Annotated in this window: 13 protein-coding genes and 1 pseudogene; 6 read left to right on the top strand and 8 right to left on the bottom strand. The window is 64.8% G+C overall.

What is annotated here, in order from left to right; all coding sequences use genetic code 11:
• Nucleotides 1-222 precede the first annotated feature (222 nt).
• The 6 genes and pseudogenes from VSR71_RS31555 to VSR71_RS31535 all read right to left on the bottom strand — a co-directional run bounded on the left by VSR71_RS31555 (nt 223) and on the right by VSR71_RS31535 (nt 12,550).
• Entirely contained in the window at nt 223-561 is a 339-nt protein-coding gene (locus VSR71_RS31555) for a hypothetical protein (protein ID WP_342917488.1), read from the bottom strand.
• 559 nt (nt 562-1,120) lie between these two features.
• Complete coding sequence (locus VSR71_RS35425) at nt 1,121-1,348, bottom strand: polymorphic toxin type 22 domain-containing protein (RefSeq protein WP_428979481.1); 228 nt, start codon at nt 1,346-1,348, stop codon at nt 1,121-1,123.
• A 39-nt stretch (nt 1,349-1,387) separates the two neighbouring features.
• Nucleotides 1,388-2,361, bottom strand: a pseudogene (locus VSR71_RS31550) (IS5 family transposase).
• A 137-nt stretch (nt 2,362-2,498) separates the two neighbouring features.
• The gene (locus tag VSR71_RS31545) at nt 2,499-2,894 is read right to left on the bottom strand and encodes a hypothetical protein (RefSeq protein ID WP_342917487.1); all 396 of its coding nucleotides are present in this window, start codon (nt 2,892-2,894) and stop codon (nt 2,499-2,501) included.
• A gap of 12 nt (nt 2,895-2,906) precedes the next feature.
• Entirely contained in the window at nt 2,907-11,849 is an 8,943-nt protein-coding gene (locus VSR71_RS31540) for a hemagglutinin repeat-containing protein (protein WP_342917486.1), read from the bottom strand.
• 107 nt (nt 11,850-11,956) lie between these two features.
• Nucleotides 11,957-12,550, bottom strand: coding sequence for a hypothetical protein (locus VSR71_RS31535; RefSeq protein ID WP_342917485.1), 594 nt, complete (start codon nt 12,548-12,550; stop codon nt 11,957-11,959).
• A 585-nt stretch (nt 12,551-13,135) separates the two neighbouring features.
• On the opposite strand from VSR71_RS31535, the gene VSR71_RS31530 reads away from it, so the two are divergent.
• On the top strand, nt 13,136-13,498 hold the full coding sequence (locus VSR71_RS31530; protein WP_342917484.1) for a glyoxalase superfamily protein: 363 nt from the start codon (nt 13,136-13,138) through the stop codon (nt 13,496-13,498).
• 22 nt (nt 13,499-13,520) lie between these two features.
• On the opposite strand, the gene VSR71_RS31525 is transcribed toward VSR71_RS31530, so the two are convergent.
• Nucleotides 13,521-14,333, bottom strand: coding sequence for an IclR family transcriptional regulator (locus tag VSR71_RS31525; RefSeq protein ID WP_342917483.1), 813 nt, complete (start codon nt 14,331-14,333; stop codon nt 13,521-13,523).
• 197 nt (nt 14,334-14,530) lie between these two features.
• Between VSR71_RS31525 and VSR71_RS31520 the strand changes: the two genes are divergently transcribed.
• The 4 genes from VSR71_RS31520 (at nt 14,531) to VSR71_RS31505 (ending at nt 19,908) form a co-directional block, all read left to right on the top strand.
• A complete protein-coding gene (locus VSR71_RS31520; RefSeq protein WP_342917482.1) occupies nt 14,531-15,550 on the top strand; it encodes a tripartite tricarboxylate transporter substrate binding protein in 1,020 nt (339 codons plus the stop codon).
• 19 nt (nt 15,551-15,569) lie between these two features.
• A complete protein-coding gene (locus tag VSR71_RS31515) occupies nt 15,570-16,769 on the top strand; it encodes a CaiB/BaiF CoA-transferase family protein (RefSeq protein WP_342917481.1) in 1,200 nt (399 codons plus the stop codon).
• Nucleotides 16,766-17,623, top strand: coding sequence for a citryl-CoA lyase (locus VSR71_RS31510; RefSeq protein ID WP_342917480.1), 858 nt, complete (start codon nt 16,766-16,768; stop codon nt 17,621-17,623). Before VSR71_RS31515 ends, VSR71_RS31510 begins: the two co-directional genes overlap by 4 nt.
• 272 nt (nt 17,624-17,895) lie before the next feature.
• Nucleotides 17,896-19,908, top strand: coding sequence for an alkaline phosphatase D family protein (locus VSR71_RS31505; protein WP_342917479.1), 2,013 nt, complete (start codon nt 17,896-17,898; stop codon nt 19,906-19,908).
• A gap of 45 nt (nt 19,909-19,953) precedes the next feature.
• Here the strand turns inward: VSR71_RS31505 and VSR71_RS31500 are convergent, their stop codons facing one another.
• A complete protein-coding gene (locus VSR71_RS31500; RefSeq protein ID WP_342917478.1) occupies nt 19,954-20,754 on the bottom strand; it encodes a DNA-binding transcriptional regulator in 801 nt (266 codons plus the stop codon).
• Nucleotides 20,755-20,895: 141 nt separating this feature from the next.
• On the opposite strand from VSR71_RS31500, the gene VSR71_RS31495 reads away from it, so the two are divergent.
• Nucleotides 20,896-21,852 carry an alpha/beta hydrolase gene (locus VSR71_RS31495; RefSeq protein WP_342917477.1) on the top strand — a complete coding sequence of 319 codons (957 nt, stop codon included), beginning with the start codon at nt 20,896-20,898 and terminating at the stop codon, nt 21,850-21,852.
• Nucleotides 21,853-21,902: the final 50 nt, after the last annotated feature.

Raw genomic sequence — 21,902 nt, 5'->3', positions numbered from 1 at the left:
CACGCGCTTGCGCGTGCGGCGATTGCTCAGGTCCAGGCCAAGGTCAGTTTGTTTCATGCGCCCATTGTCGCTGGAAACATTCTTCATGCGTACCCGAAGTCGCATGAGTTTTGAACACCATCCCTAGAGAAACGAATAAAAAAAACAGAGGCAGGCAAAAAAAGCATGCATAACCAATTGCAAATCTTCGATACAGCGATCTTCTTTTTTTGGAGAAGTGATTCATTTCTTTGCTTGGTTCTTCTCAATAGCTGTTTTTAGTGGCCCAGGGGCTACTTGCATCAGCTGATTCATGAATACACCAGCTGGGCCAGGGACAAGCGCGACATAGCCAGCACTTATTGCTGATGCGCCACCAGATAGGCCAGCAGCTAATCCTGGATTCTGAGTTGCGCTGAAGATCGAAGACGTCCCAAATGCCACAGTCCCGGCATGTCCTGCGTTATAAGCTCCTGCCATCACTTTTTTGCCGATACCTTGCCCAAACTGGGTCATCGGCAGACTAATCGCACGATCAGTCCTCGTCCCAAGCCCCCTTTTTTGGAGGAGGCTCGGGGTCACCGCGTTCTCTCCTTCTAAGCCTTTTCCACTCTCGTATAAATTGATATGTAGCAGCAATAAGAAATGTCAAATAGGCGGGGATTCCGACGACAACAGGGCGCCAATCTGCTCCCTGAGCATAGGAGAAGCTCAGGGCAAATAGTATGAGGATGACAATCCCTAAATATGCCTTAAAGTATTTTTCATATAATTTTTCCGCGCTTCTAAGTAAATCATTTCCTCTTTTTCGCTCGATTTTCGATCGCCGTTTGCATCGGCCCGGGCATGAATTGAATAATTGTATTCGCAAAAACTCCAACGGGTCCATGAATGCCATGTACCAAAGATCCCGCAGCGGTACTCCCGAATGCGAATCCTCCCGCTAGAGCGCGCTTCCTCTGCTGGCGGGGTACGACGCTCTTGCTTTCAATTCGCATCACTCGTTAAAAAAAGAATTTCTTTATGAGCAATGCCGACAACAAGAGCACGGCGATACCAACAAATATCTTATAGCTACGTCGCTGCTCTGGAGTCATTCTCTTCCATTCCTCATCAGTTGGACCTCGCATCACATAGCTCCTCATTGCTTGCCTTTTCCGTCCACGACCTTCGTTGAATGACTCCACGGCACAACACCTGCCGTTGCGCCACCCGGAGAAGTAATTCCAAGCTCAATAGCAGTGGCACCACCGTATGCGTGTGTGATGGCGCCAAACGCGTTAAGGAATCGCTGATCAATGAGGTTTGCGCTTGATGTTGCACAAGCCAATGACTTCCGTTTTCGCAATGCGAGGGGATGGGCCGTCATTCTCGCGTTTCGCACCTTTCCTGCCCGCGCTTTGCGGGCTCAGGACGGCTTGCTCCCCTTTGAGGCCAACAACAGCTTCCTGGCGAGCGCCAAATTAGCCAGACCAAACAAGCTGAACAACTGCGCCGTGTTCTTGCCCAGGGCCTTGTAGCGAACCTTGCGATGACCAAACAGATTCTTGATCACGTGGAACGGATGCTCGACCCGTGCCCGAATCTGGGCTTTGGCCCGCTCGACGGCGATCAGCAGGTCCTTGACCGCGCCATCACGCATCGCCTTGATCTTGCCGCGCTTGACGGCCACCTGCCACTTCACGGTCTTGCCTTGCATCTCCTCGCGCTTGTCCACACCCGTGTAGCCCGCGTCGCCAAACGCATGCTCCTCGTGGCCATGCAGCAAGGCATGCGCCTGCGACACATCCGATTCGTTGGCCGATGTGCCCACCACGCTGTGTACCAGCCCAGAGGCCGCATCCACGCCGACATGGGCTTTCATCCCAAAGTGCCAGGCGTTGCCTTTCTTGGCCTGGTGCATCTCCGGGTCGCGGCTCTTCTCCTTGTTCTTGGTCGACGCTGGCGCCTCGATGATGGTGGCATCCACAATCGTGCCTTCCTTCATCATCAGTCCCCGCTCGCACAGCATGATGCCGATCTCGTCAAACAGCTTTCGCGTCAGTTCATGCTCGACGAGCAGGCGGCGAAACTTCAGCAGCGTGGTCGCGTCTGGCGCCGCTTCCACGGCCAGGTCGATCCCGGCGAACGCCCGCATCGCTATGCTGTCGTACAGCGCGTCTTCCAGGGCCTCGTCAGACAGCCCGTACCACTGCTGGAGGAAATAAATGCGCAGCCGATCGGCGGCGGTCCATGTTTGCCCTTCGGGTAGTACGGCTGGACCGCCGCAATCAGGCGCGCCCACGGCACCACGTTTTCTATCTCCGTCAGGAAGCGCTGGCGGCGCGTCACACGCTTCTTGCCGTGGTTTTCCGCTTCCGCAAAACTGATCTGTCGCTTCATCACCGGACCTGAATCAGGGACACCCTTCGGACAACGCGCTCACCCAAGGCCTCGATGACTCGCGCACTGATTTAATCAGCGATTCCCTAAAGAATCGACAAAAACATCGCTTCTCTTGGCATTTAACGCATTCCAGCTCAATCTGCCGCATATATGCAAACAAGCTCGGCCCCCCAGGATGGCTCGATGGCTAGAAGTTTTAGCGATCCACTCTGGATATCTGTGACGTATTTTTCGATCGCCTCCTGAGAGATCAAGCAAGTCCCGTCTGATAGTGAATTCGTCCATGCAACCAGTCTCTGCAGATCCCGCTCATCAAAGCTCATTGCCTCTGAACAAAGTACACGCGAAATGACGTTCTGCGAGATGAAATCCACCATTCGTATTGCCTTTACGCCGTGTAGCTCTAATGTGGCTTCACTCCCATCAACATGCGCTACTGTAATGGAAGCTTTTTTTTCTTTTTTCTCGTGCATGAGGGCTATTAGCTCTGCGTCATGCAACAAAGAATAGCGATGCGTTTTATCTGTCATTACCCATACCCACTATGGTTTGGTCCTTGAAATAGGAGACACTGGCAAGCCCTGGCCACGTACTGGCCTTCCGTCTTCTGCTCGGTCCCAATTATGAACGTGCGGTGTCCCCTGGCCATGGTCATGATCAACATCAATATCGACCAGAGGTTTCCCATCCGGACCATACTGCCTTTGTTGCCCACTCCCAGGGTTTGTCACCCAGGAGCCGGGATCGCCCGTGTTGGGCGTTTTCGATGTACGCTGATCACCGCTATTGAGAATCGCCCCCAGCCCTTCGACAATCTGCCCCGGCGTTACCAGCACCGTACCGACGATAGTTTGCACCGGATTCTTGAGCGGCCGAAATTCATTTTGTCCAGACTGATCCGGCGTTCCTGTCAGCGCCGCCTCGGCCGGATCAGCAGGCTTGCCAGGCGTCTGGAACGGCTTTAGCGGCGTGCCAGGTGTCGGCATGGGCCGCGGAGCAGACAGGGACGCAGCCTGGTTGTTCTCGATCTCGAACGTGGCCGCATTGGTCGCCGTGGCCGCATTCATCCCTGTGGTACCGGCAATGCCAGCAACAAGGCTCTGCACCATGCTTTCCCGCGCCTGCTTCTGCTCCGGCGTCATGCCAGTCGTCGGCGCAAGCAGGCTGCCCATCACCGAAGCCGAGGCCGCGCCCATGGCTCCAGCGCCGCAAGCCTGACTGGCCGCTGCAGCACCCGCACATCCGACGATAGCGTGGAGTGCTGCACGTGCCGCTTCGCCTTGCGGCGTTTGATCGAGTTCCAGCGTGCTGATCAATTGCTTGACCTGATTGGCGGCCAGGCCCTGCAGATAGCCCACCGCCGCGCTTTGCACGAACTGCGCGGTCGATCCTGTCACGTTGCCGCTGGCGGCCGCCGTCAGCACGGTCATCACCTGGCGGTAGATGCCACCCTGGCCCCACTTGGCCAGATCATCGGACTGCTGCTGCAGCGCCGTGCGCTGCTCCAGCGTGGCGGTCGGGTCATTAGCTGCAGCGTCCGCCGCCTGCTTTGCCGCATCCGCCTCGGCCGCGCGATTGTTGAGGAACACGCCAGCCTCACGTTGCAGTGCGCCTACGATCTCAAACCCGGCCTTGATCTCCTGTTCGTTAAAAATCGGCGCCAGCGAGTTGCCCGTGTTGGCCGTGTCCCGGTTAAGGTCGGCGATGGTCTCCGCGCCGTCCTTGCCGGTCAGTTCCTTCTGCTTGGCATCGTTGCGGATGGTGATCGTGCCGGCGCTGACGCCGCTGGCGGTCGTGCTGTCCGCGCTGCCGGAGGCACCAGCGACCATGGGCGGGGCAAACGAGAAGCCTTGTCCATTGTCGCCTGTCGTCGGCAGGGTGGTGCCCGGTACAGCGTCGCCACCCGTGGTGGCCTGGCCGCCCTGGGTAAGGCCGACACCGCCGCCATCGACAGTCGACTTGCCGCCACTTCCACCCGCCGTGAAGCCGGCCCCGATGCTGACGCTGCTGCCGCTGTATTCCGCATGGTTCTGGATGTCGCTGACGGTCAGCGAGTCGGTGATGAGGCTGTTCCTGTCCTGCGTGCCGCCAGCAATGACTGCACCCTTGAGGTCGGTGTTGCCCTTGACGTCGATCTGGTAGCCGCCAGCGCCGGCTCGGATCGCCGACTGCTCGCCCACGCTCGCAAAGTCGCTGTTGATCTTCTGCTGCCCGACATTGGCGCTGCCCGAGAAGCCGGCCCCCACGGTCACGCTGCCGCCGATGGATTGATCCTTGCTGCGGTAGGTGCTGGTGTCCTGCAGGCTCTCGATGTTGAGGTCGCCCCCGACATTCGCTACGACCTGCTTGCCGGACGCCACCGCCCCCTTCAGATTGGTGTCACCCCCGGAGTCGATCACCAGCGTATTGCCCGCCGTGGCGTGGCTGTTGGTCCAGGTCACGTCATCGCCATCGGCATTGCCGCGCGACGCGACCGCGTTGGCGGTGACGCCGAAGGAAGTGCCCTTGGCGCTGACATTGATGCCAATGCCGACCCCGCCGGACACGCTCTGGCTGCTGCTGTGCTGCTCAGCGGTGCTGGCGGCGGCCTGCAGGTTCACCTGGTTGTCGGCCTTCATCCGCAGGTCGTTTCCGGCCTGGATGTCGCTGCCGACCACGTTGATGTTGCTGTCCTGGCCCGCCCCCTCAGCGCGGATGCTCACGGTGCCCCCGGCGCTGACCTTGCTGCCCACCGCCGTCGTGGCGGTCTGCGTCTGCTGGCTGTCGCTCCTGGACCCGCCCACGGTAACGCTGATGTTGATGCCGCCGGCGCTCGCCGGGTCACCCTTGACCGCGTCATAGGCATTCTTGGCAGCCAGCCCGCCGGCCGCGCCGGCCAGGGCCTTCATGCGCGGATCGTCGGTCCTGCCCTGTGCTTCGGCCATCTGGCCGACGGTCTGTGCCGCTGCGATGAGCGGGTTGGACACGGCGACGGTCAGCCCGCTCTGCTTGAAATGCGTCTCCTGATCCATGCGGTAGGTATCGGTCGCCGCGTTGATATCGACCGACTTGGCCTGGATGCTCACGTCGCCCTGCAGGGCAGTGACCACGCTGCCGGTCTGCGTGTAGGCTTGGCCCGCGCTGAGGTCGACATTGCCGCCCACGCTGCCCACCAGCGAACCGGTGTGGGTAGTGCTCTGTACCGTCTCGTTCTGGTCGGTCTGCTGCTTGCCGACGGTGAACGACGCGCCGCCGCCGGACAGCAGCCCGGACTTGCGCGTCTCCTGCGAACTGCTGCTCGAGGCTGTGCCTTCCGACGCGCCGATGGTCAGGTTGCGGTCGGCATGCAATGACACGTCGCCGGTCGCGCCGATGCTGGAGCCTGTTACCGTCAGATCGCGCCTGGCGCGGCCATTGACCGAGTCCGCCGACACCATGGACCCAACGGCAATGTCCTGCGCCTGGCTGCTGGACTTGGTGGTCTGCTCGCGCGCCAGGCCACTGGAGTGCCGGCTTTCAGACCAGCTTTCGGCGGTGTGCTTCTCATTGACGGTGCCGACGGTCACGTCGCCCGTGGCGATCAGGTTGGCCGCGCCCTTGTCGGTGATCACCGACGAGCCCAGCACCGCGAGGTTGCCGGTACCATTACCCTCGGTCGAGGCGGTAATGCCATTGGCCTGCAGCACCGAGTTCACGGTGGTCAACTGACCTGCCGCCAGGTTGGCGTTGTTGCCAGCGCTCACCGCGCTTCCACTGACAGTCTCGTCATACGACGATTTCGTGTACTGTGCCCCCTTGCCGCCGAGTGAGCCCTCGCTGTGCGTGTGCGTATCGATGGCGGCGGTCACGGTAGTGTTGCGTCCCGCCGCCAGCGAGGCATTGCTGCCCGCATCGATGGCCGAGCCGGTCAGCGTGACATCGCGACCCGCCACCGCCACCGCGTTCTTGCCGGCCTGGACCGAGCTGCTCACGTTGACCGTGGTCTGGTCATGGTAATAGCTCTGTCCCCCGCGCGAGCTGGAATCCTGCGTGGTGCCCGTCGTCAACGTGCCAAGGTTCACATCGCGGCCCGCGCCCAGCAGGGCATTGTTGCCGGCGCCGACCACGCCGCCGGCCATGTTGATGTCGCGCCCGGCCAGCACGCCCACGTTGTTGGTGGCGGTGATGGCGGCCACCGCGCCGATGCCGGTGGCGCCCGCGCTGTGATTGCCCATCGTGACCTGGTTCGAGACGGTCTGCGTCTCGTTGATCACGTCCCGGCCCGCCGACACCAGCGTATCGGTGCCGGTAATGCGCCCGCCCAGGTTACGCACATCCTGCTGGGCCTTGACCACGGTCGTGCCGGTGCCGCCGATCTGGCCTCGGTTCTCGATATTGCTGCCGACCACTTGCGTGGCCAGGTCGCCCACAATTCTGCCGCTGTTGGCGATATCGCCCGTGGCGTCCAGGCTGACGCGGCTGCCGGTCACCAGTGCGCCGGTATGCTGCAGGTCCACTGAATTGGCCTGCGCCAGGTAGAGCTTGGGCACCAGCACCGTCTGATGTGAACCGTCTGGCAGCGTCACGTCCTGGCTCACCAGCCACACCATGTCGGTGGTGAGTTGCGCCATCTGCGCCTCCGACAGGCCGATGCCAGGCGCCAGTTGGAACAGCCTGGCGTACATGACACCGGCATCCATCAGCGCCTGGTACTCGGCCAGCTGGTCGCTGTAGCCCGTCAGGTAGGTGCGACCCGTCAGTTGGGTCACTTGGTCGCGGACGAGTTTCTGCTCGTACCAGCCATCGCCCAGGCGCTTTTGCGTCATGGCCGGGTCCAGGCCAAGCTGGCCCAGCAAGTAGTCACTGGAGATGAACTTGCCGTATTGCGTGAAGCGCGGGTCGGTGGCGATCAGGTACGTCGAGCCAGGGGCTGTGCGGTACGAATACAGCCCGTTGGTCGGCAGCGTCAGGTTCGGGATGCCGCCGCTGGCGGTGCCCAGCGTCTGCGGGGCCTTGGCCGGGCCGCCCGCCGCGCCCGCGACTTGCGCGCCAGTGGCGCCGCCGCCCGACAGGTCGTTGCCGCTGCCGGTGACGGTTTCGCCCTCGCGGTTCACCGTTGCCACGCTGATGGTTTGCGCCGTGGTCTGGACCGCCTGGTTGGCCGACGCCACCGCCGGCAGGGCCATCACCGTGGTCGGTGCCTGTGGCGTGCTCGGGTTGACCACCACCTGCGTGTCGCTGCTGGAGCCGATCTTCTGGTGCCAGTAGAAGGTCGAGGTATCGGTGGTGCTGACCGATGCCTGCAGCGCCGTGCCAAGGTCCTGCACGCCGCCATTGGGCGCCACGCGGGTCAGGTCGCCGCCGGCTGCCATGGTGGATGACTGGTTCAGGATCGAGCCACCGGCGCTGTTGATGCGGATCGAGCCGCCCGCCTGCAGCTTGGCGGGGTCGGTGGCGCTGACCAGCCGGTCGGTCGCGGTGGTAGTCGTGGTGGTGCGAGAGATTTCGCTGTAATCGTGGCTGTCCGTGCCGAGGTCGTAGCGCAGCTTTACCTGGTCGGGCCGGATATGAATGGCCGGGTCAAAGTCGGGCCAGAAGGTGATGCTGTAGGTGCTGCCGTTGTCGGTGATGGACTGGTAGTACTGCATCGCGTTCGTCGTCAGTGTCCGCGTGCAGAGGCCCGTGGCGTCACAGTTCGGGGCGTTGAGGAGCGTGTAGTACTGCTCGACGGGGGCCTGGGTAAAGCACAAGGTCTTGGCGGCAGCGTCGAAGTTCGTCACCGTCGATTTGTCCACCGTCACCGTGATCGGCTGCGTCAAGGCAAGGGTGCGGCTGGCGCTGACCGAGGCGTTGGTGCCGTCCCAGCGCCAGCTCGGGAAGGTGACGCTTTCGTGGAAATTCAGGTCGACGCCACTCATGCCGGCATTCCACATAGTCAGCGTCTGGCTGGGACCGGTCACCGGCGTGCCCGCGTCAGCCACGATGCTGGTGCGGGTATTGCTGACCTGGTTGGCGGCGATGTCGATGTCGCCCTCGGCCTCGATGGTGGCCGAGCGGTTGATGAGTGTCGTGACCTGGTTGGCCAGCAAACCTGTGGCCGCATCGCGCGTGCCGTCGCGGGCGATCTGCAGGTTGCCGGCACTGTACAACGTGGCGCCGTCGAGGTTGCGCACCGAGTTGGTGGCGTGTACGTTCAGGTTCTGGGCCGCCGCCATCAGCGCAGCCGCGCCGTTGTTGGTGATGTCGGTGGCCTTGACCGTCACGTTGTTGCCGATGACGGTACCGGTATTGTTCAGCGTCGCGCTGTCGGTCTCAACGGTGTCGCCCTCGATGCGCCCGGCATTGTCGATTAACTCGGTGGCCGTCACCGTGGTGTTGGTCGAATTGATCGTTGCGCCGGCGGCGTTCATCACCCTGGCGCCGGTGGCGGTCAGCGCACCGACGGCAGCCAGTGTCGCGGTATTGGTGAGCGTGCCGGTGGCGGCTACCCGCATGTCGCCATCGGCGTGCAGGTGGTTATTGGCGTCGTTGGTGTAGTCGCCTGCCACGTCCAGCGCCAGGTTGCGCCCGGCGGTCATGGTGCCGCTGCCCGACACCGCGCCCTGCACGGCGATATCCTGGTTGGCCTTGACCGCGCCGCCGGCATTGCTCAGCGACGCGACATGGAGATTCACGTCGGTCTTGCCCAGCACCTGGCCGCCGTCGTTGACCAACGTCGTGTTCGCCTGGTCCAGCGTCAGGCCCCTGCCACCGTAGAGCGTGCCCTGGCGGTTGTCGACCTGGTGCGTGACGTTCAGGTTCAGCGCGCCACCGGATGCCACAAAACCGCCACTGGTGCCGTCGCTGGTGTTCGTCAGCGTCTGGGTGCTGACGGTCAGGTCACCATTGCCGCCCAGCGTGCCCGCCGTATTGTTCATCGCAGTCGTCGCCGTCATCGCGGTGGCCCCATCACCGGCATTGGCGATATCGCCACGCGTGTTGTCCACACTCGCCGCTGATACCGTGGCCTGGCCGTGCTCGCCGTTGGCCGCAATCGTCCCGTCAACGTTGGTCAGCGATCCGGCCGCCGTGACCGACAGGTCGCCCCCGGTCTGCGCCGAGCCCGCCGTGTTGTCCAGGTTGCCGCCGCTGTTGACCGTGAGGCCGGTCTTGCCGTACAGCGCGCCTTGCCGGTTAAGCAGGTCGCCGGTGGCCTGGATCGTTGCCAGGCGCTGCGCCGACAGAACACCCTCGGCATTGTTCAGCGTGACAGCTTGCGCCTGGAGGTCGCCATTGGTCTGGATCGTGCCCCCGGCATTGCTGGCCTCGCCCTGGCTGTTGACGGCTAGCGTGCCCGTGCCGGCGTGCGAGATGCTGCCGCTGTCGTTGACCAGCGTACCGGCCTGCACGGTCAGGCTCTGCCCGTTGGCGGTGATATTGCCGGCGGTGTTGTCGAGCGTGCCGCCTGCGGTAATGGTCGTGTCCGACTCGCCAAACTGGCGGATGGCACCACCCCGGTTGATCAGGTCGCCGGTGGTGCGGATCGCAACCTGATCGCCTTGGACGCTGCCGGCGGAATTGTCCAGCGACTGCGCCGACACGCTCGTATTGCCGCCCGACACCATGCCCTGACGGTTGCTCAGGGCGCCGGCGACGGTGGCCGTCAATGCGCCGCTTGCCGTCACGCTGCCGGTGTCGTTGTCAAGTGCCGCCGCCGTCACGCTGGTGTCACCCTGCGCGCTGATCTTGCCGTGGTTGGTCATGGCCCCGGCGGTGAGCTGCACGTTGCCGTTGCCGCCGATCACGCCGCCCTCGGCGCCGCTGGCGGTGGTGCCCGCAGCATTGACGAATGCGCCGCTGGTCTGGATCGTCAGGCCGTCGCCGTTCAGCGAGGTCATGCGGCCGGCGGTGTTGTCGAGCGACGCGCCGCTGGCGTTCAGTGCGCCGCTGGCCTGCACGACACCCTGGGCGTTGTGGATGGCGCCGGTGGCCTGGAGCGTGGTCGCGCCTTGCGACACCATCTGCCCGCCCTGGTTGGACAGGCTGGCGGCTATCAAGGTCGTGGCGGCCCCGCTGGACAGGTTGCCCCGGTCATTGACGATGGCGCCCGCCGCGCTGCCGACCAGCCCCGCGCCGGCGGTGGTGGTGGCACCGGTCAGGTTGACGTTGCCGGCGCTGGCCGCGAGATTCAGGTTGCCGCCCGCCGAGGTTGTGCTGCCGGCCAGGTTCACGCCCGTGCCCTGGATCGTGGCGTTGCCGCTGGCAATATTCCTGCCCGTGGCCGATACGGCGCCACCGGTGGCGACCACTGCGAGGTCGGCAGGGCTGGCCGTCGAGCCGTCCTCGTTCAAACCTGCCGCCAGCGTTCCGGTGGAGCTGACAGCGCCGCCGTAGGCGTTGATCCACTGCTGGGCGGCCAGCGTGCCGCTGTTGGCAAGCGTGCCATCGGTATTGATCGACGCCGCGCCCTTGGCGTAGGTGGTGCCGCTGTTGTCGATACCATCGCGCGCGTAAGCGACGATGTTGCCGCTGGCATTGGTCTGTCCTGTCAGGATCAGCTTGCCCTGCGCGGTCAGCGTCAGGTCGCCCGCCTGGGCTGCCTGCACACCGCGCAGCGATACGCCGACACCATGCTCGGTCGAGGCGAGCAGGATCTTGTTCGCATACATGCCGCCCAACTGGCTCACGTCGATGCCCAGCGTTGGTGCCGCGCCCGAACTCGCGATGGGCGTGGCCGCCAGCGTGTTGTGGTCCACCCGGTTGGCGCCCGCGACGACGTTCAATTGGTTGCCGTAGAGCGCGGCGTTGGCCTGAACCGCGCGCGCGATCAGGTCTACCTGATCGACGTTGGCCGCGTTCAGGCCGTCGCCCTGCACGTTGATCTGCCCGCCAGTGACGCGGTAGGCGTCGAGGCTGCCGCTACCGCCATAGACTGGCGCACCCGTGGTGAGCGTGGCGCGGGTGGTGTTGATGAAGCCCAACCCGTCCACCAGCAATCCGTTGGGGTTGGCGACCACCACTTGAGCGCCGGGGCCTGCCACCTCGATATGGCCGCGCAACTGGCTCGGGCTCGCGGTCGGGCTGTTGACCTGGTTGACGATGATCCGCGCCGAGCCGCCGGGCAGCAGGTTGGGGTTGCCATTGACATAGCCCGCCTGCTGGGTGTTCGTGATCGTCGGCGAATTGTTCAGGATCACGCCCGCCTTCGGTACGTCGAATTGCGTATAGCCGTTGGTGGACACGCCAGCGGCGGAAGGCCTGGTGATATTCACCTGCTGGATGCCATTCGCCGTCTGCACCACGGTGGGCCGGTTACCTCCGGCGTTAGGGTCGGCCACCACTTGCGCGGTGCTCACCATCGGCACACCCAGCGCCATCGAAACGCCCAGCGTCAATGCAGGCACGGCAAAGCGGGCTACCATCGCCCGCGCAGCCGGCAAGCCACCCCCGCCACGCCAGCCCTTGCCACGGCCAATGGCGGACTCCTGCACGGCGAGCAGCATGCCTCGGGCCGGGTTGAAGACGAGACGATAAAGGTTCTTGTTCATGGATGGACAACTGGACAATCGACGTCAACCGGGTGCAGGTAGGGAACCGGAACGCAAACACCCCCAATGCGCCCAGCGACGCGTGGGACCATTTCGGAGGGCATGGGTCAGTGCGGCAGACGCACGACGTAGAGGCCGGCAGCCGGCGCCGAGGCGGTCACGGTCACGTTGGTGCCGTTGACGGTGCCGCTGCTGCCAGGCGCGGGGGCGTAGGTCACACCACTGGCCGTGCCTTGCGCGGTTTCGATCGTCGGCGCCACGATCAATGTGCTTACCGTGGTGAAGGTCAGCGTGAGTTGCGGATTGATGAGGCTCGCATAAGCGCCATCGGTCTTCAGCTCGTAGACATGATCGGCGCTCACCCCAGCGGGTACGGGGTTCGGCTTGCCCAGGCAAATGGTCACGTTCGTAAGCCCGCTTGCAGGCGTCTTGACGGTCAACTTGGCGGCGTTGTCGTCAGTGACGATCGACATCGAAGCATTGGGCACCGAGCTGTTCGATAGCGTCAGCGTGCGATAGCTGTCCGGGCACGAGAAGGCGGCCGGCGCTGGCGCGGGACCTGATGTGGAGGCGCCCTCGTTCGCACCGACGTTGTTTGGTGGGGTGCTGGAGCCGCTGTTGTTATCATCGCCGCCACCGCCGCAAGCGGCGAGCAGAACTGCTGTGGAAACGATACTTGCCAGGACTGCGAGCTTATTCATTCTTCCTGCCTCTGGTTCATTGAGATCGTTGCCCCTCGCGTGACGGAGAAAAACCCGAATCGCCTTGGACAAGCGATTCGGGGAAGCAAAGGCGGGTCGAATGCCGGCCAGCGCAGGGGGGTGACACCATGTCAGAGTGGAGACTAAGTACGCGCAACTGCGGAAACAATTGGATTAATCCAAAAATAACGCGGGATTTTCATTTGTTTGCATTGATGAAGCAGCGTGAGTGCGAGCGAGGCCGCGATATCGAAACAACGCTATCGGGAATATGGAAGGGTCGCAGTCGCCTTCTACACGTCAGCGATCGCCATTGCAACGAGACATGGAGACGCATGCGGCCCGCAGCCGTGAGATTGATGCTGCGGCGAGGAAAATGCGGAAAAGGAGGAGGGATAACGGCCACACGCTTCAGGGCCAGCGCGGGTGCCGGGCAATGGCAAGGAGCGCCAGCATTGTCACGGGCGGGGCGCAAGCCAGCGAACAATGCCGCGCAAGCTCATGCGTCCGGCGTGGATCGGCGAGGCTGGCGTTATGATCCGGCAACACCCTTCCCGCCAACGACTCCATGACGAGGCCACTGCCATGCAACTGTCCCCCGCCATCCCTATCCTGCGCATTTTCTCGGTCGACAAGGCCCGCGAGTTCTACCTGGATTTCCTCGGCTTCACGGTGGACTGGGAGCATCGCTTCGAAGAGGGATTCCCGTTGTACATGCAGGTCAGGCGCTCCGGCCTGACGCTGCACCTGAGCGAGCACTACGGCGACGCCACGCCCGGATCGACGGTATTCGTGCCGATGCAGGACATCGATGCGCTGCATCGCGAACTGGCGGCGAAGGACTATGCGTATGCGCGCCCCGGAATCGAGACGCTCGGCTGGGGAAGGCAGCTGCAGGTAGCGGACCCGTTCGGCAACCGGTTGCGCTTCTGCGAGCAGTCGGAATAGGAGCGATCCCTCGCTACGCCCGCTAGTCCGCGTCGCCGGCGCCGATCGCACCGCTGGCCATGACCTGCTCCATGCTCAGTTGCGCGATGCCCTGATCGTAGCGGGCGCCATTGCCGCCCAGCACCGCGGTGGCCTGACGCGCGACCTTGAGCAAGGTCGCCACTGCCGCGTACATCGTCGGCGCCGCGGCAAGCCGCTGCTTCGGGCCAGACAAGGTCAGCGCGCCCACCAGCTCGCCGGTGGCGCCGAACACCGGCACCGAGGCCGAGGCGGTCTCGGCGTCACGCTCACCGTACGACGCCGCCCATAGCCGCGCCCGCACCTCGTTCCAGCGCTCGTCGCCGGGTTCGGTGAAGGCCCGCAGCAATTTGCCCGAGGCGCCGCGGTCGATCGGGAAGGCATCGCCGACGCCGATCGATACGCGCACCGCGCGCGCCGGCTCGACGCGATAGAGCACGAGGCGCTGGTCGCCCTGGCGCACGTAGAACGATGAGGTTTCACCCAGCTCGCGGCTGACCTGCTCCAGCAACGGCTCGATCACCGGGCCGACACGGAACGAACGCTGGTAGATCGCCGCCAGCCGCAGCGGCTCCGGTCCGATCGCATACTGCCCGTCGTCGAGCTTGCGGATATAGCCGCCATGCTCCAGCGCCGCCAGCAGTCGCAGCACGGTGCTCTTGTAAAGGCCGGTGCGGCGCGACAGTTCAGTCAGCGACAGGCGCTCGTCGGTCGGGCCGAAGGCGCCGAGGATGGCGAAGGCGCGGTCCAGCACGGCGACGCCGCTGGAGGTGTCCGGGGCGACGGAAGCGGCTTGTGCGGGTTGCTTGTCTTCCATGGTGTGAAGCGGCAAGAGTTCTGCCTAGTAGAACACAAGTCCTCCGATTTTTCGAATTTTGCGGGTATACCCGAATTAGTTTCGTACAATTTCGCCACTAAAGTTCTTTTCCATAGAACATGGTTCTATCTGAAAGAACAAAATCCACACCATCTCGCCGCCAGCAGCCTTGCCGGCACCGCCAGTCAGGAGACCCAATGACCCGTCGATCCCTTCCCTCCCAGACGCTTGCCAAGCCAGTGCGCGCCCTGGTGCGCACCGTTGCCTGCTGCGCGCTGCCGGCGCTGCTTGCCGCAGGCGCCGGCGTCGCCCATGCCAGCGACGCCTATCCGGCGCAGCCGGTCCGCCTGATCGTGCCCTTCCCGCCGGCCGGCGGCACCGACGTGCTGTCGCGGCTGGTCTTCAACAAGATCGGCATGGCGACCAAGTGGAACGTTGTGGTGGAGAACCGCGCGGGCGCGGGCGGCAACATCGGCATGGACGGCGTGGCCAAGGCCAGGCCCGATGGCTATACCCTGGGCATGGGGCAGACCGCCAACCTGGCGATCAACCCGTCGCTGTATCCGAAGATGCCTTACAACGCGCTGAAGGACTTCGCTCCGGTGGCACTGGTGGCGACGCAGCCGGTGGTGCTGATCGTGCGCAACGATGCCCCCTACAAGACGGTTGCCGACCTGGTGGCCGCGGCCAAGGCGAAGCAGCTGTCGATGGCCTCTGCCGGCACCGGCACGGTCGGGCACCTGACCGGCGAGATGTTCGCGCGGCGCGCCGGCATCAGGATGCTGCATGTTCCCTACAAGGGCGCCTCGCCGGCGCTGACCGACCTGATGGGCGGGCAGACCGACTTCTATTTCGCCACGCCGCCGATCGCCATGCCGATGATCAAGGCCGGCAAGATCCGGGCGCTGGCGGTCACGTCGGCCAAGCGGCTGCCGTTGCTGTCCGCCGTGCCTACCGTTGCGGAGTCGGGCTATGCCGGCTTCCAGGCGGAAGACTGGAAGGCGCTGGTGGCTCCCGCCGGCACGCCGCCCGAGGTGGTGGCGCGGCTGAATGCCGAGGTCAACAAGGCGCTGGCGCAAGCCGACACCGTCAGCAAGCTGCGTGAAGAAGGCAGCGAGCCACGCGGCGGCACCGCCAAAGAGCTGGGCGCCTTTATCCAGAGCGAGAACACGCGCTGGGGCGAGATCGTGCGCCAGTCCGGCGCCCGCGTCGAATAACGGATCACACACCAAAGCCATGCAAAAGCCCTTGCGCAACATCCGCGTGCTCGACCTCACCAACGTGCTGGCCGGGCCCTTCTGCTGCCACCAGCTGGCCCACCTGGGCGCCGAGGTCATCAAGGTGGAAACGCCGGGTACCGGCGACCTGGCGCGCCAATTGGGCGCGGACGCCGAGCTGAACCAGCGCCTGATGGGCGTCTCCTTCCTCGCGCAGAACCCGGGCAAGCAGTCCGTGACCATCAACCTCAAGCACGCGCGCGGCAAGGAAGTGTTCCGCAAGCTGGTGCGCAGCGCCGACGTGCTGGTCGAGAACTTCCGCCCCGGCGTGATGGACCGGCTTGGCCTCGGCTACGAGATGCTCAGGCAGGAGAACCCGCGGCTGGTCTATTGCGCGATCTCCGGCTTCGGCCAGGACGGGCCGCTGGCGGAACTGCCGGCTTACGACCAGATCATCCAGGGCATGTCGGGCGTGATGAGCATCACCGGCGATGCGGAGACGGCGCCCTACCGCGTCGGCTATCCGGTGTCCGACACCATTGGCGGACTGACCGCCGCGTTTGCCGTGGCGGCGTCGCTGGCGGACCACCAGCGCACCGAGGGCTATTTCATCGACGTATCGATGCTGGAAGCCACGCTGGCCACGATGGGCTGGGTGGTCTCCAACCACCTGATCGCCGGCAAGGCCCCGGTGCCGATGGGCAACGAGAACATGACCGCGAGCCCGTCGGGCACCTTCCGCACCGGCGACGGGCTGCTCAATATCGCCGCCAACAAGCAGGAGCAGTTCGAGGCCGTGTGCCGTGTGGTCGGGCGCCCCGAGCTGGCGGGCGACGCGCGCTTCGCGCAGCGGCAGGCGCGGCTCGCCAACCGCGCTGCGTTGACTGAAGCGCTGGAAGCGGAACTGGCGCAGAAGCCGGCCACCGAATGGTGGCCGCTGCTGAACGCCGCCGGCGTCCCCGCCGGCCCGGTGCTCGATGTGCCCGACACGCTGGCGCATCCGCAGGTGCGCGACCGCGGCATGATCGGCGAATTTGCCGAAGTGCCCGGCGTGGGCCGCGACATCCGCGTGGTGCGCACCGGCTTCAAGCTCAACCGCGAGGCGCCCGCGGTGGACACGCCACCGCCGGAGCTGGGCCAGCACACGCGCCAGGTGCTGGAACGCCTGGGCTACAGCAGCAAAGACATCGACCAACTCAGCCAGGAGCGCGCAATATGAGCGGCATCGGCCAACACGACAACGCCGGCGAACACGACATGGACCCGGGCCAGCGCCTGTCGCAGGACTGGTGGCACACCGGCATCATCGACATGAAGCCCGGCGAGATCCGCTACCGCGGCTATCCCATCGAGCAGCTGATCGGCCGCGTCTCGTTCGCGCAGATGATCTGGCTGATGCTGCGCGGCGAATTGCCGGGCCCGGGCCAGGGCGAACTGCTCGACGCGGCGCTGATGGCCGCGGTCGACCATGGCCCGCAAGCGCCGAGCATCGCCATCGCGCGCATGGCAGCCACTTGCGGCGTGGGGCTGAACAATGCGATGGCGTCGGCGGTCAACGTGCTGGGCGATGTGCATGGCGGCGCGGGCGAACAGGCGGTGGCGCTGTATGAGGACGTCGCCGCGCGCCTCGACGGCGGCAGCAGCATGGACGATGCCGTCGCCGCCGCACTGCATGACTACCGCGACCTGCATGGCAAGTTCGTTTCGGGCTTCGGCCACCGCTTCCATCCGGTCGATCCGCGCGCACCGCGGCTGCTTGCGCTGGTCGGGCAGGCCGCTGCCGATGGCGTCGTCACCGGGCGCCATGCGTCGATCGCGCGCGCGATCGAGCAGGCACTGTCCGCCGGACGCAGCAAACCGATTCCGATGAATATCGATGGTGCCACCGCGGTCATCTATGCCGAGCTGGGCTTCCCCGCCCCGCTGGCCCGCGGCCTCTTCTGCCTGTCGCGCTCGGTCGGCATCCTCGCGCACGCGTGGGAGCAGACCTGCCAGGGCGGGCGCAACAAGGGACCCATCCCGCGCCAGTTCCTGTGGACCTATGACGGCGCGCCGCAGCGCGACGTGCCTTAGTGACGTGCATTAGCCAGTCGTTGATGAATCATTGCGTCGCCGCGGGACACTTGCGTCCCGCTTCGATGCAAGACTGGCAAGGCCGTGCACAACGTAGTACGGCACCAGTCATCCTTTTCCTATATCGATGTCGGCGCTTCACCGACAGCGAAGACAGAAACCGGCCACTAGTATCCATGCAACAAGCAGGCACGGCTCCCACAAGAACTTGATGCCCTCTCCGGCATCCGGGCTGCGGCTGCGCTCCGCAACCCGAGAGAAGGAGAATGATCATGGATCGGCGCCAGTTCCTGAAGTGGGGAAGTTTCATGACCGTCACGATCGCCACCGGCGGCCTGACTGCCTGCGGGGGCGGTGGCGACGACGATGAGCCCGATACCGGCAATCCGGAAAACTTCAATTTCGTACACGGCGTCGCCTCGGGAGATCCCAAGCCTGACAGCGTGGTGGTGTGGACCCGCGTCGAAGGCAACAACGGCAAGCGGCCCGTGGTGGTGCGCCTGCAAGTCTCGACGCAGCAGGATTTCGCGCCGCAATCGCTGCTGGTCAACGAGCCGCTGATGGCCCGTCCGGAATGGGACTACACCATTCGCAACAAGGTCACGGGACTTACCGCCGGCACGCGCTATTTCTACCGCTTCCTGCTCGGCAACCGCCCCGGCACCGTGGGCCGCACGCGCACCGCCGCCGCGGCCGGCACGCCGCTGTCGCAGCTGCGCCTTGCCTTTGTCAGTTGCCAGGACTGGAACGCCAACCACTGGGCGGGCATGGAAGAACTGGTGCAGCAGGACCTGGATTTCATCGTCCACGTGGGCGACTACATCTACGAAGCCGTGCCCGGCGGCTCGCGCGCCGGCCTGGTGGAAGGCCGCCACGCCGCGCTGCAGCTGCCCAACGGCACGGCGCTTCCGGATGGCAGCGTCTATGCCACCTCGCTCGACGACTACCGCTACCTGTACCGCAGCTACCGCAGCGACACACGCTTGCAGGCGTTGCACGCGGCCTTTCCGATGATTGCGATCTGGGACGACCACGAATTCTCGGACAACTGCTGGCAGGACCGCCAGACCTACGACTCGGACGACGACCTCACCCCGCGCACCGCGCGCCGGCGCGCCGCCAGCCAGGCGTGGTTCGAATACCTGCCCGCGGACGTCAGCCTCGACACCAGCAACCCGTCGTTCCAGAACATCCAGATCTACCGCTCCTTCACGTTCGGCAACCTGGCCACGCTGCTGATGACCGACGAGCGCCTGTACCGCGCCGACCACATCATCGCGGAGGAATCCACCGGCCGCGCGGTCGGCAGCCTGTACCTGGTTCCCGCCGCAACGCTGGCCGCTACCGAGGCGCAGAAGATCAGCGATGCCGGCAATGCGCTGACGCCGGTGTCGATGCTCGGCGATGCGCAGCGCGCCTGGTGGCAGGACCGGGTGGGCGGCGCCAATACCACGTGGAAGCTGTGGGGCAACCAGCTGTCCCTGCTGCGCATGCAGATCGATGTCACCAAGGCCGTCGCCGACCTGATCGCGCAGGCGCTGGTGCAGGCCAACAGCGCGCTGTCATCGCTGCGATCCGCCATCGCCAGCGCATTGGAAAGCGACCTGGCCGCGGCCAAGGCGGCTGGCAGCTATGCCAACCTCGCGTACACGGCACTGCGTAACGTGCTGTCGCAGGCCGGCATCGATGCGGCGGCCTTCGATGCCAACATCCGGCCGCATATAGAAAGCCGGCTGCCGGCGATTGAGCTGCTCGACCGCCTTATCCTCAATGCCGACCAGTGGGACGGCTACAACGCCGAGCGCAAGAACCTGATGGCGTTCCTGAAGACCAACGGCGTGCGCAACGTGGTGGCGTTGAGTGGCGACATCCACGGGTTCTTCAGCGGGCAGGTGATGGACGATTACGATGCTGCGTCGCCCACGCCCGTGATGGTCGACCTGGTGACTGCGGGGTTGTCGAGCAACTCGCTGCTGAGTTCGTTCCGCGCGATCGTCGACAACGACCAGGCATTTGCCGCGTTGCGCGAACTGATTTACAGCGAGGTAGGCGGGGTGCTGATCAATGCGTTCGACAACACGCTGCGGGCCTTCAATTCCTGGATCCGCCACGCCGACAGCAACGCGGAAGGGTATGCGCTGGTGACACTGACGCCCGACAAGCTCAGCTGCACGTTCCACACGCTGAAGTCAATCAGCGGCGGCGTCGCACCGGCGCTGCCGGCGACCGCGAGCACGCGGGTGCTTGAAGTGGCGGCAGGCACGGCGGATGTAAATGTGCTGTAGCGGGTGATGCGGTGGGCGATTTTTCGGCTGCGGCGCCAGTTCCGCTCAGGTCCCGGCCAGACCCGCCGCGATCTTGCCCGCAATGCCGGCCAGCGGCGCCACGAACTTCGCCTCCGCCTCGGCCGGCCTGAGCGCGCGCGACAGGTAGACCACGTTCAGGCTGCCCAGCACGCGCTCGCCTGCTCGCAGCGGCACGGCGATGGCGCTGATATTGCGCTGCTCGGTCCAGTCCCCATGGTTGGTGCTGAAGCCGTCCTGCCGCACACGCTTCACCAGGTTCCGAACGTACTGCGCATCGCTGGCGAGCGCGGCCTGGCGCTCGCCGCCGGCACCTGAGCGCAGCATCGCGACGATGCTCTCCTGCTCGGCTTCGGTGCAGTTGGCAAAGTAGGCGCGCCCCGACGCCGTCAGCAGCATCGGCAGCCGCCGCCCGACCATGGCGCGGTGGAACGACAGCGGGCTGAAACGGTGCGTGGTCTCGCGGATGATCATCGCGTCGCCGTCGGGCGTGGTCAGGTCAGAGGGCCACACCACCTGCTGCAGCAGTTCGCCCATCAGCGGCGCGGCGGTGGTGGAGATCCACTCGTCGTCGGTAAAGCCTTCGCTGAGCGCGCGTACCTGCAGCGTCAGGCGGAACGAGTCGTCCGACTCGCTGCGCCGGACGAAGCCCTGCGCAACCAGCGTCTCCAGCAGGCGCCGCACCGTGGTGCGGTGCAGCCCCGTCTCCTGTGCGAGCTGCTGGGCCGTGGCGCGCCCGCTTTCCATGCGGTTCAGCGCCCGCAACACATCCAGGCCACGCGTCAGTCCCCTGACATTGGCGTAAATGGCATCTCGCTCCAGCGCCATAAAAAATCCTTTTAAATCAACGTTGTGCACTCCTTGCACAGTTTGCACATTTTTTTTGCCGCGAGCAATGCGGTCTCTAGACTTCCGTTCAAAGCAAGCCCCCCGAATGCAGTCACCCTGCACAGAACCTGGAGACAACCGATGTCGACGCAAGCCGCCCCGGCCGCCGCCCTCAACCCTTCCACCACTTCCGCCGCTTCCACTGCTGCCGCCAGGCCGTTCCAGAGCATCTGGGCCGACCTGCGCGGCGTCAGCTTCACCCAGGGCTGGCTCGATGCCGGCGGCATCCAGACCCGCTACCTGCATGCCGGCGACCGCGGCAAGCCCGCGCTGATCCTGCTGCATGGCGTCGGCGGCCACGCCGAAGCTTATGTGCGCAACCTGAAGGCGCACGCCGAGCACTTCGACGTCTGGGCCATCGACATGATCGGCCACGGCTGGACCGACAAGCCCGATGGCCCGCGCGAGGTGTCGGCCTACGTCGACCACGTGATCCGCGTGCTCGATGCGCTCGGCATCGAACGCGCGTCGTTCAGCGGCGAGTCGCTGGGCGGCTGGGTCGCCTCGCAGCTGGCGATCGACCATCCCGGGCGCGTCGAGCGCCTGGTGCTGAACACCGCCGGCGGCTCGCAGGCCGACCCCGTGGTGATGGAGCGCCTGAAGACACTGTCGATGCGCGCGGTCGAAGACCCGAGCTGGGACTTCATCAAGGCGCGCGTGGAATGGCTGATGGCCGACAAGTCCAAGGTCTTCGACGACCTCGTCGCCACGCGCCAGGCGATCTATGCGCAGCCCGGCATGGTCGAGGCACAGCGCGGCAACATGATCCTGCAGGACATGGAGACGCGCCAGCGCAACATCCTGCGCGCCGATGAGTACGGCCGGATCCAGGCGCCGACGCTGGTGCTATGGACCTCCGACGATCCCACCGCGGATGTGTCGGAAGGACGGCGCATCGCCACCATGATTCCCGGCGCGCTGTTCACGGTGATGGACGGCTGCGGCCACTGGCCGCAGTTCGAGGACGCCGACACCTTCAACCGCATCCACCTGCACTTCCTGCTCGGCAGGCCGGTGCCCGAGGCCACCACGGTCTGACGCGCCGCGCGCATCCCTGACGGTCCTGGCCGCGCCCGGACACCCACAAC

The sequence above is a fragment of the Cupriavidus oxalaticus genome (assembly GCF_038900635.1).
Classification (GTDB): domain Bacteria; phylum Pseudomonadota; class Gammaproteobacteria; order Burkholderiales; family Burkholderiaceae; genus Cupriavidus; species Cupriavidus oxalaticus_B.
Note: the sequence above shows the minus strand (reverse complement) of the source record. Positions and strands in the feature narration are given on the sequence as shown.

Excerpts from the sequence above, each read along its gene's own strand:
- VSR71_RS35425 (WP_428979481.1), bottom strand. The coding sequence starts at position 1,348 with ATGACGGCCCATCCCCTCGCATTGCGAAAACGGAAGTCATTGGCTTGT.
- VSR71_RS31545 (WP_342917487.1), bottom strand. The coding sequence starts at position 2,894 with ATGACAGATAAAACGCATCGCTATTCTTTGTTGCATGACGCAGAGCTA.
- VSR71_RS31540 (WP_342917486.1), bottom strand. The coding sequence starts at position 11,849 with ATGAACAAGAACCTTTATCGTCTCGTCTTCAACCCGGCCCGAGGCATG.
- VSR71_RS31535 (WP_342917485.1), bottom strand. The coding sequence starts at position 12,550 with ATGAATAAGCTCGCAGTCCTGGCAAGTATCGTTTCCACAGCAGTTCTG.
- VSR71_RS31530 (WP_342917484.1), top strand. The coding sequence starts at position 13,136 with ATGCAACTGTCCCCCGCCATCCCTATCCTGCGCATTTTCTCGGTCGAC.
- VSR71_RS31525 (WP_342917483.1), bottom strand. The coding sequence starts at position 14,333 with ATGGAAGACAAGCAACCCGCACAAGCCGCTTCCGTCGCCCCGGACACC.
- VSR71_RS31520 (WP_342917482.1), top strand. The coding sequence starts at position 14,531 with ATGACCCGTCGATCCCTTCCCTCCCAGACGCTTGCCAAGCCAGTGCGC.
- VSR71_RS31515 (WP_342917481.1), top strand. The coding sequence starts at position 15,570 with ATGCAAAAGCCCTTGCGCAACATCCGCGTGCTCGACCTCACCAACGTG.
- VSR71_RS31510 (WP_342917480.1), top strand. The coding sequence starts at position 16,766 with ATGAGCGGCATCGGCCAACACGACAACGCCGGCGAACACGACATGGAC.
- VSR71_RS31505 (WP_342917479.1), top strand. The coding sequence starts at position 17,896 with ATGGATCGGCGCCAGTTCCTGAAGTGGGGAAGTTTCATGACCGTCACG.
- VSR71_RS31500 (WP_342917478.1), bottom strand. The coding sequence starts at position 20,754 with ATGGCGCTGGAGCGAGATGCCATTTACGCCAATGTCAGGGGACTGACG.
- VSR71_RS31495 (WP_342917477.1), top strand. The coding sequence starts at position 20,896 with ATGTCGACGCAAGCCGCCCCGGCCGCCGCCCTCAACCCTTCCACCACT.